Here is a 16,163-nt window from a genome sequence, read left to right on the forward strand (position 1 = left end):
CAACTCCCAACTCCCAACTCCCAACTCCCAACTCCCAACTCCCAACTCCCAACTCCCAACTCCCAACTCCCAACTCCTTTATCATCCGCACACTTTATCCCTCCCATGGAGCACCTCTATGCCCGGAGCCCTCGAAGGTGTGCGCGTCCTCGATTGCACCCAGATCATCGCCGGCCCCCTCGCCGCCTCGCTCCTTTCCGAAATGGGCGCCGACGTCATCAAGGTCGAACCCCTCGAAGGCGAACCCTGGCGCCTCCAGGCGGAGATCATCCCGAAAGAGAGCAAGAACTTCCTCGTCCAGAACCGCGGCAAGCGCGGCCTCGCGCTCAACTTCAAAGACCCGCGCGTCGCCCCCATCCGCGACCGCCTCATCGCCCGCGCCGATGTCCTCATCACCAACTACCGCCCCGGCGTCCCGGAAGCTCTCGGCATCGACTACGAATCCGCCCGCCGCGTGAACCCGGCCATCATCTACGCCGAGAACACCGCCTTCGGAAAGGAAGGCCCCGACGCGATGCGCCGCGGCTACGACATCGTCGCCCAGGCGATGAGCGGCCTCAGCACCTCCAATCCCAACCTCCAGAACGGCCTGCCGATGCCCGTCGCCTTCGCTCCCGCCGATGTCGTGACCGGGTTCGCGCTCGCCTGGGCGATCACCGCCGCGCTCTACCACCGCCAGCGCACGGGCGAAGGCCAGGCCATCAACTCGAGCCTCCTCCTCTCCGCCCTCGCGCTGCAGGCCGGCTCCCGCGAAATCGTCGCCATCGATGAGCCCGTGCGCTACGAGAAGCTCGCCCACCTCGCCGAGGCCCGCGCCCGCGGCGCGACCATGGAGGAGATCATCCGCGAACGCCGCCGCTTCGCCCCGGAGCTCGCCGGCAACATCTACTACCGCCCCTACAAGACGAAGGATTCCTACCTCGTCGTCGGCTGCCTCGGCCCCGGGCCGCGCGCCCGCTTCCGCGAGGCGCTCGGCATCACCGACCCCCGCTACGAGCCCGGTTTCGACCCCGCCCGCCTCGCCGAGGTCGGCGCCGAGCTGGTCCGCCTCTGCGAAGCGAAATTCCTCGAACGCACCAACGACGAGTGGCTGGCGCACCTCGAACAGTACGACATCGCCTGCGGCCCCGTCCGCTTCGTCGAAGAGCTCTTCGATGACCCGCAGGTCCTCGCCAACGGCTACATCCTCGACTACGAGCACGCGCTCCTTGGGCCCATGCGCGGCCCGGCGCCCGTCGTGCAGATGTCAGCGACCCCGACGCGCATCCAGCGCGCCTCCCCCGCGCTCGGCGAACACACCGCGGACGTCCTGCGCGAAGCCGGATTCTCCGACGCCGACATCGAACGGTTTCGCGCCGACGGGCTCGTCGCCTGAAGGCCAACGCCCCTTGCAGCAGCCGCGAAAAATTTGAGCAGTTGCAAGGTTAAGAAACGATTGAACTGCTCGATGCGCGGACCTATCCTCCTTCATGGAGGTGCGGCCATGAAGCGCATGATTGTCGCGGTCCTCATCGGGGGGGGCAGGGCTCTCAGCCTTGACCCTCGCGTTCGCCGACTGGATACAGGACTTCTCGGTCTGGCCAGGGCAGCAAACAAAAACTGCCTACTTCTACTCGACTGAGTACTGTTATCCTCAGCAGTCACAGGTGTACTACCGGTTCTGGGAAACTGTACCGGTAACGGGCTGGACCGGAGGCGTGACGATACAGTCCTTTACAGCCAACGGCGGCTTGCAGACCGGAACACTGACGCTGTACTACGTTTCAGCTACGACGTGGGCCCCGGGTCAAGGTTGGTGGGGAGGCACAGTCTTCCCGTTCGTTCCCCTCAGTGGAGGTACGCTCAGCCGGACCCCCAATCAGTCGTACACTATCACGCCGTCACAGCCAGCCTATATTGAGGTCGTAGTGCCTATATTGAGGTCGTAGTGGCTGACGCAAACGTTTCCGTTGGCTGCAGGTGGTCCAACTACGTGCGATTGTTCCCGTACTGAACAAGGAGGAAAGCTATGTCCCAGCTCACGACCCTCAACCAGCGCAGCGGCCTCCCCCTGCCCGGCCCCCGCGGCCTCGCCGTGACTGCCGCGGCGGTGGCCGCCATCGTCGCCGGCGTCGTGTTCGCCATCGTCCGCACCGGCGGCGCCGATGAGTCCCGCCCCGTGCCCGATCATGCGCTCGCGGGCTCGGCAGATATCGGTAAGGCCTTCGCCGAGCTCGCCGGCCGCGCCGGGCTGAACGTCGCGATGCCCGCGTCCCCCGACGGGCTCGTTCCCGCGGCCGTCGCCCTCGAGCCTGGCCCGCCCGGCAGCGCCGCGGGAACGCTCGTCCTCGACTACTACGCCGGCCCGGCGCCGAAGGACGCTGCGGCCCTCGCCGCTTACGCCGGCCCGCGCGTCCAGGTCATCTACCGGCCGGGCGCCGGGGCCCCGCCCGCCGGCGGCGCGGTTCTCTCGCTCGACGGCCGCGACATCGCCGTCCAGCGGGCCGAGGGCGCGGCCGTCTACTACGTCCCCTTCGCGGGCGGCCTCGCCGAGGTTCGCAGCTGGTCGACCGGCAGCGAGCCGGCCCCGTCGGACGAAGCCCTCGCGCCGCTCCTCGCGTCCATCAAGTAGCCCGTTCCGCTTCGAACAATCGCGCGCAGCCGCGGGGCCCGGCACTGCCGGGCCCCGCTTCGTTCGCACCGCCGCGCCCCGTCACAGGATCAGCATCGCGTCGCCGAAGCTGTAGAACCGGTAGCGTTCGCGCACCGCCTCCCGGTACGCCGCCATCACGAAGTCGTACCCGGCGAACGCGCACACCAGCATCAGCAGCGTCGATTTCGGCAGGTGGAAGTTCGTCATCAGCACGTCCACCGCCCGGAACTCGTCCCCCGGCAGGATCTTCAGCGACGTCCAGCCCGCGTACGGGACGACCTCCCCGCACTCCCGCGCCACGTGCTCCAGCGTCCGCACCACGGTCGTCCCGACGGCGACCACCCGCCGCCCCTCGGCCCGCGCCCGCTGGACGCGAACCGCCGCCTCCTCGGGCACGGTGATGTGCTCCGCGTGGAGGTCGAACTCCCGCGGGTCGTCGACGTTCACTGGCTTGAAGGTCCCCGGCCCGACCTCCAGCGTCACCGCCGTCCGCTCGATGCCGGCGGCTTCCAGCCGCGCCAGCAGCTCCGGCGTGAAGTGCAGCCCGGCCGTCGGCGCCGCCGCGCTGCGCGCCTCGCGGCTGTAGACCGTCTGGTAGCGCTCCGGGTCGCCCCGGAACTGCGTGATGTACGGCGGCAGCGGCACCTCGCCCACTCGCGCGGGGTCGAACGGCCGCGCGAACTCCAGCACCACCGTCTCGCCGTTCCGGCCGGCGCACACGGCCTCGAGCTCGCTCTCGTGCGTATCGAACACGAACCGGCGCCCTTCGGCCGCCCGGCGGGCCGGTTTCATCAGCACCTCCCAGCGCGTATCCGTGAACGGCCGCACGAGCAGGATTTCGACCGTCCCGCCCGTGTCGGCCCGCCGCCCGAACAGCCGCGCCGCCATCACCCGCGTGTCGTTCACCACCAGCAGGTCGCCCGGCCGGAGCAGCCCCGGAAGGTCGCGCACGATGCGGTGGTCGATGCGCTGCGCCGCGCGGTCGAGCACCATCAGCCGGGCGGCGTCCCGCGGCTCGGCCGGCTCCTGCGCGATCAGCTCCGGCGGCAGGTCGTAGGCGAAATCGTCCGTCCGCATGGCTCCAGCATTGCGCCTTCACGGCCAGCGATCTACGGTGCCCCCATGGCCATCGACCCCATCCGGCCCGGGGCCGACGACGCCGGGGGCGGCGAAACCACCCTCGCCATCGAGCGGAGCGCCATCCGCCGCGTTACCGCCGAGCAGGTCGAGATCCAGCGCAGCGCCGTCGGCGTCGCCGCCTTCGACCGCGGCACCATCCGACAGTCCGATGCCGGGGTCGTCGTCGGCCGGTCCGTCGCCGTCGATCAGGTCCGCGTCGGCATCCTCGCCTCCCCCGTCGTCCGGGGCGACGTCCACACGCTGCTCGACCTCCGTTCGGCCGTCGCTATCGGCTTCGGGATGGTGCTGGGGAAGGTCGCCGTCGAAGCGGTCCGCGCGCTGGCCCGGAAACTCCTTCCCTGACCTCGATCTCCCCCGGAGCGATGACCGCGCGCTCCGCTTCGTCGGTCCGCAGCTGCCCGCACGCCGCCGAGATCTCGGTTCCCTTTTCGACGCGCACCGTGCAGTTCACACCGGCCTCCCGCAGGATGCGCTCGAAGGCGAGCACCCGCTGCCGGGCCGGCCGCCGGTAGCCGCCCGCCGTCGGGTTCACCGGGATGAGATTGACGTGCGCCCCGGTGCCGCGGACCAGCCGCGCCAGCTCGCGCGCTGTCTCGTCGCTGTCGTTCTCCCCCGCGATGAGCGCGTACTCGAACGTCACCCGCCGGCCCGTCCGGTCGAAGTACCGCTTCGCCGCCGCCATGATCTCCCGCACCGACTGCGGCCCCGCCGTGGGGACCAGCCGCCGCCGGAGCGCGTCGTTCGGGGCATGGAGCGAAACCGCCAGCCCCACCTGCAGTCCTTCCTCCGCCAGCCGGTCGATCCCGCGGATGACGCCCACCGTCGAAATCGTGATGTGCCGCTGCCCGAGGCCGAAACACCGCGGGTCCGTCAGGATCCGCACGGCCTCGATGGTCGCCGCGTAGTTCGCCAGCGGCTCCCCCATCCCCATGAAGACGATGTTGGTGACGTGTTCGCCCCGGTCCCGCAGCAGCCGGCCGATGTGCACCGCCTGCGCGACGATTTCGCCTGCCGTCAGGTTCCGCTCGAACCCCATCTGCCCGGTCGCGCAGAAGACGCAGCCCATCGCGCAGCCCGCCTGCGTCGACACGCACACCGTCGAGCGCCGCCGGCCGCCCGGCTTCGAAGGCGGGTACTGCATCAGCACCGTCTCGATGAGCGTCCCGCCGGCCATCTCGAGCAGCAGTTTCGTCGTCAGGCCGTCGTCGCTCGCGACCCGCCGCACCTCGCGCGCCGGCGAAAGGTCGAGCCGCTCAGCGAGCGCCGCGCGCAGGCTCGCCGGCAGCTGCCGCATCGCCTCGAACGACTCGGCGAACTCGCGGTAAGCCGCGTGGAGCACCTGGTCGGCCCGGTAGCGGGGCGCCGCGAGGTCGGCGAGCAGGGCTTCCAGCTCGCCAGGCAGCAGCCCGTACAGCGATGCGCGCCCCTCCGCGGTCATGCCAGCCCCACAACCGGTTCGAGCTGGCCCCGCTCCCCCGCGGCGAACGCCCGCCCCGGCACCCGCCGGCCGCCGGGCCGCTGCACCTCGACGAGCACCAGCCACCCGTCGGCGAACCGGATGGCCGGCTCGCCGTCCAGCAGCCGCATCGCTCCAGCGGGCGCTGCCGGACCCTCCGCGACCCGCCCCCGCCAGATGCGCAGCGGCTCGCCGCGGTACAGGACGAACGCGCCCGGCCACGGGTCGTAGGCGCGGACCGCGCGCTCCGCTTCGGCGGCCGTCATCGCCGCCCGGAGGCGGCCGTCCTCCTTGCGCACCAGCCCGCAGTACGTCGCCAGCGCCTCGTCCTGCGGCTCCGCCGTCAGCGTGCCGTCCAGCCAGCCGGGAAGCACCCGGACGAGCTCGCGCGCGCCGAGGTCCGCCAGCCGCGCCTCGAGCGTCCCCGCCGTGTCGTCCGGCCGAATCGGCTCCTCGGCCCGGGAAATCACCGGGCCGGCGTCCATCTTCAGCACCAGCTGCATGATGCTCACGCCGGTGATCGTATCACCGGCGAGGATGGCCGCCGTGATGGGCGATGCCCCCCGCCAGCGCGGCAGCAGCGACGCGTGGACGTTCACGAACCCCCGCCGCGGGATATCCAGCAGCCGCTGCGGCAGGATCTTCCCGTACGCCGCCACGACAGCTGCATCGAGCGCCAGCCCTTCGATCTGCGCCGCGAACTCCGCCGTCCGCACGGATTCCGGCTGCGCGACCGGGAGCCCCAGCTCCAGCGCCGCCGTCTTCACCGCCGGCGGCGTCAGCCGGCCGCCCCGCCCCGCCGGCCGGTCGGGCTGCGTCACCACCAGCGGGATCGCGTACCCTGCCGCCGCCAGCGCGCGCAGCGACGGCACGGCGAACTCCGGCGAGCCGAAGAACGCAACCCGGCCCGTCACCGCCGCCACCGGTGCACGTCCGTGAAGCGGCTCGCGCTCGTGAACAGCACGCCCGGCTCCGCGTCACGCAGCCAGGAGGGGTGGACCACCACCGCGCCCGCAGCCGCCAGCACGAGGCTCGGCTGGATGCCCTGCCACACGTCCTGCAGCTGCCTGTAGGCGTCCTGCCGCACCTCCGGGTCCGTCGAGGTCCGCCCCCGCGCGATGAGGTCGTCGACCACCGCATCTTCGAAGTTCGCGAGGTTCAGGCCGGCCGCGCCCAGCTGCGAGCTGTGCCAGCCGAAGTAGAGGTCCGGGTCCGGCCCCTGGTCCCACATCACGACTGCCGCTTCGTACTTCCGCTCCTGCAGGAAGTCGCGCCGCAGCACCGAGAACGTCGTGCTCGCGACCGTCGCACGGATGCCGAGCGCCTCCAGCTGCTTCGCGACCGCGTTCGCGAGCGCCACCCGCTCCGGCGCGTTGTCCGTCCGGATGGTGAAGCGGAACTCCTGCCCTTCGCGCACGAGGATCCCGGTCGTCGGGTGGGGCTGCCAGCCGGCCTCCTGCAGCAGCTGCCGCGCCCGGCTCAGGTCCTGCGCCTTCGCGTCGAACTCTTCCGCGTACGCCCACGTCCCGGGCACGACCGGCGAGGCCGTCGCGCGCCCGACGCCGTGGAAGACCTCCTCCACCAGTCGGTCCCGGTCCAGCGCCAGCGAAAGCGCCTGCCGCACCCGTTCGTCCCGGAACAGCGAGTTCGAGTTGTTCAGGTAGAGCAGCGCCAGCATCGGCCGGGCCGCTGCTGTGAACGTCTTCCCGCCGACCCCCCGCACCTCGTCGAGTTGCGCTGGCGTCCGCGGCCCGCGGAGGTAGATGCCGTCCGTCTCGCCCGCGGTGAACGCCCGGATCGCCTGCGGCTCATCCGGGTAGAACTTCAGCACGATGCGGTCGATGCCCGGCCGCCCGAGGTAGTACGACGTGTTCGCCACGAGGGTCGCGCTGCCCGCCTCCAGCGATTCCAGCCGGTAGGGCCCGCTTCCGACCGGGCGCGCGTTGAAGGTGTCGCTCTCCAGCGCCTGCGCGCCCTTCCCGCCGAGCAGGTGCTCCGGCAGGATGCCGACCGTCGCACTCCGCGCGAGGAACGGCGCCGAAGGCTGCCGCAGCCGGATGACCACCGTGCTCAGGTCCGGCGTCTCCACCGTCACGCCGTTCCAGCCTTCGGCCATCGCCGCGTCGTCGAAATCCGGGTCCTGCAACAGCCGTACGGTGTACGCCACGTCCCGGCTGGTCACCGGCTCGCCGTCGTGCCAGCGGGCGTTCGCCCGGATGCGGAAGGTGTAGGTCGCGCCCCCGTCGGACACCTCTGGCATCTCCGCCGCGAGGTCCGGGATGACCTTGCCGTCCTTCGAAACGCGCACCAGCCCCGAGAACACCAGCGCCGAGAGGTCGGCATCCACCTCGTTCGCATTCACGAAGAGCGGGTTCACCCGCTGCCACGTCCCGGCGACGGCCTCCGTGTAGGTCGCGCCGCCCGGGAGGACGACCGCATCGTTGCCGGTGACGCGAAGGCCCAACGCTACGGCCGCCGCCAGCATGGCGGCCGCGATGCTCCCGATGGCCACGAACGCGAGGCGCGACGGCGCCCGACCGTTCGGTTCCATCAGCCCCCTACTGCCACTGCACGCTCAGGAACGATACGAAGATGAAGACGATGACGAGGAGGATCGTCGCCTGGAAGAGCGTCCGCTCGAGCCCCCGCTTCGTCCGGTACACCGAGCCGCCCGACATCCCGCCGAGGGCTGCGCCGAAGCCGCTGCCCTTCACCTGCAGCAGCACGACGAGGATGAGCAGCGCCGAAACGAAAATCTGGAAGAGGTTCATCAGCATGGGAGCCTACCGGGTGAGCGCGACCGGCTCCTCCCTCGGGAGCGCCCGCCGCGATGGGATGTTCAACGTATCGCGCTGATCGTACAGCCGCATGATCGTAGCCGCGAGCTTGTGCGGGTCGTGCCGGTAACGGTTCTCTTCCGCGACGACGTCCGCTTCCACCAGCCGGATGCCCGGGTGCGCCCGCAGCGCCTCGTTCGAGACCTTCACCGCCTCGGCATGCCATGCCTCCGGCAGCGCCGGGGCGATGTTGTTGTTCGCCACTACCACCTGCACGATGCCCTGTCCCGCGTGCCGCTCGAGCGCCTCCACGTGCTCCGCCACGCCGAACCCGTCCGTCTCCCCGTGCTGGGTCGCCACGTTGCAGACGAACACCCGCAGCGCCGCCGTCTGCTGGAGCGCCTTCCGGATGCCTTCCACCAGCAGGTTCGGCAGCACGCTCGTGTACAGGCTGCCGGGGCCGATGACCACCATGTCCGCATCGAGAATCGCCCGCACCGCGTCGGGGTGAGCCTCCGCGTCGGGCGGGTTCAGGTACACCTCCCGGATCGCCGCCCCCCGCTCGGTGATGTTGTGCTCGCCGTGGACCACCTCGTTCTCGTGCGTCCGCGCGCTCAGCGTCACGTCCTCCAGCGTCGAGGGCAGGATCGTCCCGCGCACGTTGAGGACGCGGCTCGCTTCGTGGATCGCTGCCTCGAAGTTCCCCGTCACTTCCGACATCGCCACGATGAACAGGTTGCCGAACGAGTGGCCCTCCAGCCCGGCGCCGTTCGTGAACCGGTACTGGAAGAGCTTCGTCATGAGCGGTTCCGCCTCGGCCAGCGCCGCGATGCACTGCCGCAGGTCGCCCGGGGCCACCACGCCGAACTCCTGCCGAAGCCGGCCGGTGCTGCCGCCGTCGTCCGCCACCGTCACGATGGCGGTGAGGTTGCTCGTGTAGTTCTTCAGCCCCCGCAGCAGCGTCGAAAGGCCGGTGCCGCCGCCGATCGCCACGATCTTCGGCCCCCGGCTCAAGAACCGCTTTGCATAAATCGCCTCGGCGAGGTTCTGGTCCCGCCAGTCCGGCCGGATGAAGGCGTACAGCAGCGACTGGTTCAGCTTGTACACCGCGAGGCTCACCGTCCCCAGCGAGGCCGTGATGAACAGCAGGCCGCGCATCCACCGCGGGATGAACTGCAGTGTCAGGTAGTAGAAGATGCCCGGCAGCGGCGCCTGCAGGTACGCCTCCCGCAGCATGTAGGCGAGGCCGAGCCCCATCAGCACCACGCCGAACAGCAGCAGCACCAGCCACCGCTTGATGTGCATGCCCGGGTAGAGCCACTTCAGCGCCGAGTGGTCCCGGACCTTGCGCCACGTCATAGCCGGCAAGTATACCACCGGAGGTCGATATCGTTCGGGCAGTTGATCATTTCTTCAGCTCCCGTTCCAGCAGCTCCTGCACCACCTGCGCGTTCGCCCGCCCCCTCGTCTCCCGCATCACCTGGCCGATGAGGAACTTGACGGCCGTCTCCTTCCCCGCGTGGTAGTCTGCCACCGCCTTCGGGTTCGCCGCGATCGCCTTCCGGACGAGCCCCGTCAGCTCATCCTGCCCGCTGATCTGGGCCAGCCCCTGCCGTTCGATGATCGCCTGCGCGCTCTCGCCGGAGGCGACCATCTGGTCGAACACCTCCTTGCCGACGAGTGCCGTCACGGCACCGCTGGCGACCTGTTCGATGAGCCCGGCCAGCGCCGCCGGCTCGAGCGGGAACCGGTCGATCTCCGCCTGGTTCGCGTTCAGCCAGCGCGCCACTTCGCCCAGCATCCAGTTCGCCGCCAGCTTCGCCCGGCGCGCTTCATCGCCGCTCAGCGCGGCCATCAGCTGCTCGAAGTACTCGGCCCGCGGCCGCTCCTCCGCCAGCGTCGCCGCTTCGTAGGCGCTCAGCCCGAGCGCCCGGTAGCGCTCGACCTTCGCCGCCGGCAGCTCCGGCAGCCGCGCGCGCACCCGCTCCACGAACGCCGCGCTCAGCCGCAGCGGCGGCAGGTCGGGCTCAGGAAAGTAGCGGTAATCGTGCGCGTGCTCTTTGCTCCGCTGGCTCAGCGTCGCCTGCCGCTCGTCCGACCAGCCGCGGGTCTCCTGCTCGATCCGCCCGCCCGCCTCCAGCACCCCGATCTGGCGCTTCGCCTCGAAGACCAGCGCGTCGTGCACGGCGCGGAAGCTGTTCATGTTCTTGATTTCGACCTTGGTGCCGAAGGCGGTGTCGCCGCGTCGGCGCACCGAGATGTTCGCGTCGCAGCGGAAGTCGCCTTCTTCCATGTTGGCGTTGCTCACGCCGATGTAGCGCAGCACCTGCCGCAGCCGGACGAGGTACTCGCGCGCCTCGGCCGCGCTCCGGATGTCCGGCTCGCTCACGATCTCCATCAGCGGCGTCCCGGAGCGGTTCACGTCGATCAGGCTGTACGGCTCGCCGGTCACCGGGTCCACCCGGTGGAGCAGCCGCGCCGTGTCCTCTTCCATGTGCACGCGCGTGATGCCGACCCGCCGCCGCTCGCCGTCGACCTCCACCTCGAGCCACCCCTCGCGGCAGATCGGCAGGTCGTACTGCGAAATCTGGTAGCCCTTCATCAGGTCCGGGTAGTGGTAGTTCTTCCGGTCGAACTTGCTGAACGGCGCGATCGAGCAGTTCAGCGCCAGCCCCGTGAGCACGATGTCCTCGATCGCCTTCTCGTTGATGACCGGCAGGACGCCCGGCATCCCGAGGCAGACCGGGCAGACGTGCGTGTTCGGCTCCGCCCCCGAGTAGTCGGCGCTGCACCCGCAGAACATCTTGCTGGCGGTCTTCAGCTGGCAGTGCACTTCGAGGCCGATGACGACCTCGTAATCAGTCGCGATGGCGGTCACGCACTTCCCTCCGCCGTGTGGCCACCTCCCGAGTATAGGCGCGGGCCCGGCAACGGGTAACCGGGGAGATGCCGGGTCTCGGACCCGCCCATCACACCCCGGCCGCCTTCAGGCCGAGCCGCATCGCGACGAGGATGAGCGCGCCCGCCAGCGCGCGGAGGATGATGCCGCCGTGGAGCCGGTGCGCCAGCCGCGCCCCCACCTGCGCCCCGGGAATCGCCCCGGCCGCGAGCAGCAGCGCCTCCGCCAGCGCCCGGTCCCAGCCCAGCACGCCCTGCGCGAAGTGCACCGCCGTCCCCTCGGCCGCCATGAACATCAGCACGAAGTGCGACGTCGCCGCTGCGATGTGCACCGGGAAGTGCAGCATCGTCGCCATGATCGGCACGTGGATGATGCCGCCGCCGATGCCCAGCAGGCTGCTGATGAAGCCGACCGCGGTGCTGATCAGCACGCCCTTCCAGAGATGGTACGCATAGGTGAACGTGTTGCCGTGGATGTCCCGGATGGTCCGCCGCACCACGCCCCGCCCCTGCACCGGCGCCACGATCGCCGGGTTGTGCCGCCGGATGAGCAGGTAGAGCCCCACCCCCGCGAGCAGCAGCGCGAAAATCGCATCGAACAGCCGCCGCGGCACGTAGCCGACCGCGATCGCGCCGGCCACCGCCCCCGGGAACGTGCCGATGATGAACCACCACGCCGAGCGGAAGTCGATTCGCTTCTGCAGCCCGTACGCCAGCGACCCCGATGCCGCATTCGCACACACGACGAGCAGCGAAATCGCCGTGATCTGCTCCGGGTCCTTGTCCGGGTACACGAGCAGGAGGACGGGCACGAGGACGAACCCGCCGCCAGCCCCGACCAGCGTGCCGAACGCACCTACAGCGAACCCGAGCAGCACGAGAAGGGGGTCGGTCGGCTCCAGGGCGGTCCCTCGCGAATCCGTTGGACCGAGTTTCGCCCTTCCGCGCGGACCGGTCTACCGGCCGATCAGACCGGGATGCCGCCCTCGTCGGCGTAGTCGCCCCGCCGCCCGAACGCCCGGCCCCGCAGCCGGTCGAACATCCCGCCGAGCCGGTCCTGCAGGTGCGCCCATCGGCGCTCGATGCGGCCCCGGAGCCAGCCCCGCGTCGAGCCCGTCTCCCGATACCGCGCGTACCGCGCCTCGAGCCGCCGCTTCGGCCGCATCCGCCGCAGGCGCGCCAGCTCGCGGACCAGCGCCCGCCGGAGCAGCGCGGCCGCCTCTGCGTGGTCGGTGTGCGCGCCTTCGCCCGGCTCCGGCACGGTGTGGTCGACGATGCCCAGCCGCAGGCAGTCGTGCGACGTCAGCCGCAGCCGCTCCGCGACCTCTGCCGGCCCGCCTTCGAGCACCGCCGCCGCGTCCTCCGGCCGGACCACTTCGTAGACGGCGTTGTCGAGCATCAGCACCCGGTCGGCCGCGGCCATCGCCATCGCCGCTTCGGAGTTCCCTTCGCCCGTGATGACGGCCACCGTCGGCGAGGCTGCGCTCAGCATCGCCGCCATGCACCCGGCGATCGCGGCGCCCTGCCCCGCCTCTTCCGCCGCCAGCGACGGGTCCGCGCCCGCCGTATCGACCAGCGTCACCACCGGCAGCCCGAGCCGCGACCCGAGCCGAATCGCCCGCTCCGCCTTCCGGAAGCCGGCGGGCCCGATGAGCCCGCTCTGCTCGCCGCCGTGCGGCCGCACCTGGCCGACGAACACCGCTGCCTCGCCGTCCAGCGCGCCGATGCCCGCCACGATGGCGGGGTCATCCGTCCCGCTCCGGTCGCCATGCAGCTCGAAGAACGCGGTGGTCATCCGCGCGATGAACTCCCGCGCGGTCGGCCGCTTCTCGTGGCGCGAAAGCTGCACCTGCTGCCAGGCCGGCCGCGGCGTGTGGTGGACGTGGCCCGGCCGCGCCCCCTGCCCGGCGTTCGCGCCGTTCTGCCGGTCCAGGAGGTCGAGCAGACCCGCCAGCGTATCCCGCAGCTGCGGCCGCGCCACCACCGCATCGATCAGGCCGTGCTGCAGGTGCGCCTCCGAGGTGTGGGCGCCCTCCGGCAGCCCGTTCTTCGCAGATTCCTCCAGCGCCCGCAGGGCCGCATATCCGACGAGCGCGTTCGGCTCGGCGATCAGTACGTCGGCGAGGTTGATGAAGCCCGAATACGCCGACCCTGTCGTCGGGTCCGTCAGCACGCAGAGATACGGCAGCCCCTCCCGCCGGTGGCGTTCGATCGCGACGGCGATCCGCGGACCCTGCATCAGGGCGAGCAGCCCCTCCTGCATCCGCGTCCCGGACGTCGAGCAGACGAGGACCACCGGCAGCCGCCGCGAGGCCGCGCGTTCGAACGCCCGCGCCAGCCGTTCGCCCGCCGCCACGCCGATCGACCCGCCGAGGAACGCGAAATCGACCACGCCCACGACGACATCGTGGCCGCCGATGGCGCCCCGGCCCGTCACCGCCGCCTCGGTCAGCCGCGTCCGCCGCTGCTCCTGGATGACCCGCGACCGGTACGAATACCGCCTGCTCCCGGGGAACGAGAGCGGGTCGATGGCCGAGACGGCGCGGTCGTCTTCGTGGAAGGTGCCGAGGTCGAGCAGCGTGGCGAGCCGCTCCTGCGCCGTCAGGTGGAAGTGGAAGCCGCAGGCGTGGCACACCCGGAACCGTTCGTACAGCCGCGAGCCTTCGAGGTTCGCCCCGCATGAGAGGCACCGCTCCGGCTGCCGTTCGGGTTCGCTCCGCGGGGCCTCCTCGCCCCGCCGCAGGATGCTTCGAATCCCTTTCACGCTGGCTCCAGTCTATCAGGCCTCGTCATCCGCGCCCTCGCGCGCCAGCACCCGCCGCGAATCGCCCTCCTCCCGCGGCCCGACGATGCCCTCCGCCTCCAGCAGTTCGAGGATCTTCGCCGCCTTCAGGTAGCCCACCCGCAGCCGCCGCTGCAGCAGCGCCGGCGAAATCCGCTGATGCTTCGCGGCCAGCGCCCGCGCCTGGATGACCGCCGGGTCGTCCTCCTCCACCTCGATGTCCGCATCGCCGCCGTTCTGCGCTGCCAGCGCCTCCTCGAGCAGCGCATCCGCCGTCTCCGGCGCGAGCGACCGGAACCGGTCGTCCTTCCAGAACGTCACCAGCCGCTCTACCTCCGCGTCCGACAGGTAGACGCCCTGGATGCGGATCGGCTTCCCGGCATCGCGCGGCAGGTAGAGCATGTCGCCCCGGCCCAGCAGCTTCTCCGCGCCGCCCATGTCGAGGATCGTCCGCGAGTCCGTCTGCGACGTCACCGCGAACGCGATCCGCGTCGGGAAGTTCGCCTTGATGAGGCCGGTCACGACGTCGACCGAAGGCCGCTGCGTCGCCACGATGAGGTGGATGCCCGTCGCGCGCGCCAGCTGCGCCAGCCGGCAGATGAGCTTCTCGACCTCGAACGGCGCCGCCATCATCAGGTCCGCCAGCTCGTCGATGATGACGACCCAGTACGGCAGCTTCTTCAGCGTCCGCGGGTGCTTGTTGTACCCCTCGATGTTCCGCACGCCCAGCTCGGCGAACTTCTTGTAGCGCGCCTCCATCTCCCCGACGACCGCCTGCAGCACCCCCACCACCTTGTCCATGTCGACGATGACTTCGCTGAACGCCATGTGCGGGATGCCCGAATACCCGACCAGCTCCACCCGCTTCGGGTCCACCATCACGAACCGCACGTCGTCGGGCGTCGCGTTCATCATGATGCAGGCGATGATCGCGTTCATGCAGACGCTCTTGCCCGAGCCCGTCGCGCCCGCGATGAGCAGATGCGGCATCGTCGCGAGGTCGGCCACCACGGGCGCGCCCGCTACCCCCTTGCCGAGCGCGATCGCCAGCTTCGACTTCCGCGCTACCTCGGCGAACTCCTTCGTCTCCATCACCGACCGGAGGGTGACCACCGTCGCGCTGTCGTTCGGCACTTCGATGCCGACGATCGCCCGGCCGGGCACCGGCGCTTCGATGCGGAGGCTCGGGGCGGCAAGCGCCAGCGCGAGGTCGTTCTGCAGCGCCGTGATCTTGTTCACGCGCACCCGCGTCCGCGAGACCTCCACCCGCTCCGTCCGCGGCCGGCCGTCCGGCCCGAGCAGCGGCTTGCCGTTTTCGTCCCGCAGCGGCACGTCCTTGTAGCGCACTTCCCAGCCCGGCTCGACGCCGAACTGCGTCACCGTCGGGCCTTCGTTGATCTCCACCACCGTCGCATCGACGCCGAAGCTCGCCAGCGTATCGACGATGAGCTGCGCGCGGGCGGCGTTGTCGTGCCGGCGGCTCGCGCTCGGCTGCGGCGGGTTCAGCAGCTCCATCGCCGGCAGGTGCCAGCCGCTCCGCGTCTCGAGCGGCAGCCCGAGCTGCTCCGGCTCGCCCGGCTCCTCTTCCGCCGACGCCTCCGCGCTCCCTTCAGGTCCGAACGCCGACGGCAGCTCCTCCTCGGCGGCCGGCGGCGCAGGCTCCTCGGCTGGCACCTCCGTGAACGCCGCCGCCGCGCCGACGCCCACCGGCGATGCCGGTGCGCCCGGCTCGATCCGCGGCCGGAACACCACCGGCGGCGGCTCCAGCGAGGGCCCGGCGGGCTGCAGCCGGCCGTACTCCGCCGCCCCGATGACGACCTCCTCCTCCCGCTCGGGCCGCCGGAAGATGAACGCAATCCACCGCCCGGCTGCCGCCGCGGCCCGGTGCGGCAGCCGCCGCTCCCACGCCTCCTGCAGCCAGAGCGGGACGTGCACCGCCACCCACCGGGTCGGACCTGGCGCCAGCAGCGCCGCCGCGATGATGAACAGGCTCAGCCAGGCGACCTTCCCGAGCAGCCCGGCCACCAGCAGCTGGCCGAACCGGCCCCCGAGGCTCACCGCTGAAAAATCCACCGTCCCAATCCGCCACTGCGCTTCGTTGAGCCCGAGCAGCCCCCACACGAACAGCCCCAGCGCTGCGGCCCCCGCCGTGCGCCTCAGGAGGAGCCGGCGGTCGAGATACCACCCTCGCCACGTCACCGCCGCCCCGTACAGGGCCCAGCCGGCGAGCACCAGCAGTCCGAAGCCGATTCCCCGCAGCACCGCGTCGCGCGCCCGCTCGAGCGCGGCCGCTCCATCGAAGAATGCTACCCACACCGCGAACCCGCCCGCGGCGACCAGCGCCGCCGCCTCCTTCCACCAGCGCCGGGCAGCGGCCGAGAGCCGCGATGGCGTCCGGCTTCGCGTGCTCCGCCTGGCCGGCGTACGCACCGGGCGGGCCCGGCTCTTCGTCGTGCGTGCCGCCATACGACCTGCACT

Annotated in this window: 12 protein-coding genes and 1 pseudogene; 3 read left to right on the forward strand and 10 right to left on the reverse strand. The window is 71.0% G+C overall.

What is annotated here, in order from left to right; genetic code table 11:
* Positions 1 to 118 precede the first annotated feature (118 nt).
* Both N2041_RS08745 and N2041_RS08750 read left to right on the forward strand, forming a co-directional pair.
* Positions 119 to 1,375, forward strand: coding sequence for a CoA transferase (locus N2041_RS08745; protein ID WP_297677863.1), 1,257 nt, complete (start codon positions 119 to 121; stop codon positions 1,373 to 1,375).
* 633 nt (positions 1,376 to 2,008) lie between these two features.
* Entirely contained in the window at positions 2,009 to 2,611 is a 603-nt protein-coding gene (locus tag N2041_RS08750) for a hypothetical protein (RefSeq protein WP_297677865.1), read from the forward strand.
* An 81-nt stretch (positions 2,612 to 2,692) separates the two neighbouring features.
* Here the strand turns inward: N2041_RS08750 and queA are convergent, their stop codons facing one another.
* Entirely contained in the window at positions 2,693 to 3,709 is a 1,017-nt protein-coding gene (gene queA, locus N2041_RS08755) for a tRNA preQ1(34) S-adenosylmethionine ribosyltransferase-isomerase QueA (protein ID WP_297677867.1), read from the reverse strand.
* 45 nt (positions 3,710 to 3,754) lie between these two features.
* Here queA and N2041_RS08760 point away from each other — a divergent pair, with 45 nt between their 5' ends.
* Complete coding sequence (locus N2041_RS08760; protein WP_297677869.1) at positions 3,755 to 4,114, forward strand: hypothetical protein; 360 nt, start codon at positions 3,755 to 3,757, stop codon at positions 4,112 to 4,114.
* 40 nt (positions 4,115 to 4,154) lie between these two features.
* Here the strand turns inward: N2041_RS08760 and rlmN are convergent.
* From rlmN to N2041_RS08805, 9 genes and pseudogenes are all read right to left on the reverse strand, one after another.
* A pseudogene (gene rlmN / locus N2041_RS08765) lies at positions 4,155 to 5,210 on the reverse strand (23S rRNA (adenine(2503)-C(2))-methyltransferase RlmN); the annotation flags it as partial.
* Positions 5,207 to 6,142, reverse strand: a complete 936-nt coding sequence (gene fmt, locus N2041_RS08770) for a methionyl-tRNA formyltransferase (RefSeq protein ID WP_297677873.1) — start codon at positions 6,140 to 6,142, stop codon at positions 5,207 to 5,209. The gene fmt and the pseudogene rlmN, both read right to left, overlap by 4 nt.
* Positions 6,139 to 7,779: a peptide ABC transporter substrate-binding protein gene (locus N2041_RS08775; protein WP_297677875.1), complete on the reverse strand. Its 1,641-nt coding sequence runs from the start codon at positions 7,777 to 7,779 to the stop codon at positions 6,139 to 6,141. Before N2041_RS08775 ends, fmt begins: the two co-directional genes overlap by 4 nt.
* Positions 7,780 to 7,786: 7 nt before the next feature.
* The gene (gene secG, locus N2041_RS08780) at positions 7,787 to 8,005 is read right to left on the reverse strand and encodes a preprotein translocase subunit SecG (RefSeq protein ID WP_270055977.1); all 219 of its coding nucleotides are present in this window, start codon (positions 8,003 to 8,005) and stop codon (positions 7,787 to 7,789) included.
* A 6-nt stretch (positions 8,006 to 8,011) separates the two neighbouring features.
* Positions 8,012 to 9,364, reverse strand: a complete 1,353-nt coding sequence (gene yvcK, locus N2041_RS08785; protein ID WP_297677878.1) for a gluconeogenesis factor YvcK family protein — start codon at positions 9,362 to 9,364, stop codon at positions 8,012 to 8,014.
* 46 nt (positions 9,365 to 9,410) lie between these two features.
* Positions 9,411 to 10,883 carry an Asp-tRNA(Asn)/Glu-tRNA(Gln) amidotransferase subunit GatB gene (gene gatB / locus N2041_RS08790; protein ID WP_297677880.1) on the reverse strand — a complete coding sequence of 491 codons (1,473 nt, stop codon included), beginning with the start codon at positions 10,881 to 10,883 and terminating at the stop codon, positions 9,411 to 9,413.
* A gap of 91 nt (positions 10,884 to 10,974) precedes the next feature.
* Complete coding sequence (locus N2041_RS08795) at positions 10,975 to 11,781, reverse strand: sulfite exporter TauE/SafE family protein (RefSeq protein WP_297677882.1); 807 nt, start codon at positions 11,779 to 11,781, stop codon at positions 10,975 to 10,977.
* An 89-nt stretch (positions 11,782 to 11,870) separates the two neighbouring features.
* Positions 11,871 to 13,667 carry a carboxyl transferase domain-containing protein gene (locus N2041_RS08800; RefSeq protein WP_297677884.1) on the reverse strand — a complete coding sequence of 599 codons (1,797 nt, stop codon included), beginning with the start codon at positions 13,665 to 13,667 and terminating at the stop codon, positions 11,871 to 11,873.
* A 15-nt stretch (positions 13,668 to 13,682) separates the two neighbouring features.
* Positions 13,683 to 16,151, reverse strand: a complete 2,469-nt coding sequence (locus N2041_RS08805) for a DNA translocase FtsK (protein ID WP_297677886.1) — start codon at positions 16,149 to 16,151, stop codon at positions 13,683 to 13,685.
* Positions 16,152 to 16,163: the final 12 nt, after the last annotated feature.

The organism is Tepidiforma sp. (genome assembly GCF_026419595.1).
Classification (GTDB): domain Bacteria; phylum Chloroflexota; class Dehalococcoidia; order Tepidiformales; family Tepidiformaceae; genus Tepidiforma.

Coding starts and splice junctions, on each gene's coding strand:
- N2041_RS08745 (WP_297677863.1), top strand. CDS start 119: ATGCCCGGAGCCCTCGAAGGTGTGCGCGTCCTCGATTGCACCCAGATC.
- N2041_RS08750 (WP_297677865.1), top strand. CDS start 2,009: ATGTCCCAGCTCACGACCCTCAACCAGCGCAGCGGCCTCCCCCTGCCC.
- queA (WP_297677867.1), bottom strand. CDS start 3,709: ATGCGGACGGACGATTTCGCCTACGACCTGCCGCCGGAGCTGATCGCG.
- N2041_RS08760 (WP_297677869.1), top strand. CDS start 3,755: ATGGCCATCGACCCCATCCGGCCCGGGGCCGACGACGCCGGGGGCGGC.
- N2041_RS08775 (WP_297677875.1), bottom strand. CDS start 7,779: ATGGAACCGAACGGTCGGGCGCCGTCGCGCCTCGCGTTCGTGGCCATC.
- secG (WP_270055977.1), bottom strand. CDS start 8,005: ATGCTGATGAACCTCTTCCAGATTTTCGTTTCGGCGCTGCTCATCCTC.
- yvcK (WP_297677878.1), bottom strand. CDS start 9,364: ATGACGTGGCGCAAGGTCCGGGACCACTCGGCGCTGAAGTGGCTCTAC.
- N2041_RS08805 (WP_297677886.1), bottom strand. CDS start 16,151: ATGGCGGCACGCACGACGAAGAGCCGGGCCCGCCCGGTGCGTACGCCG.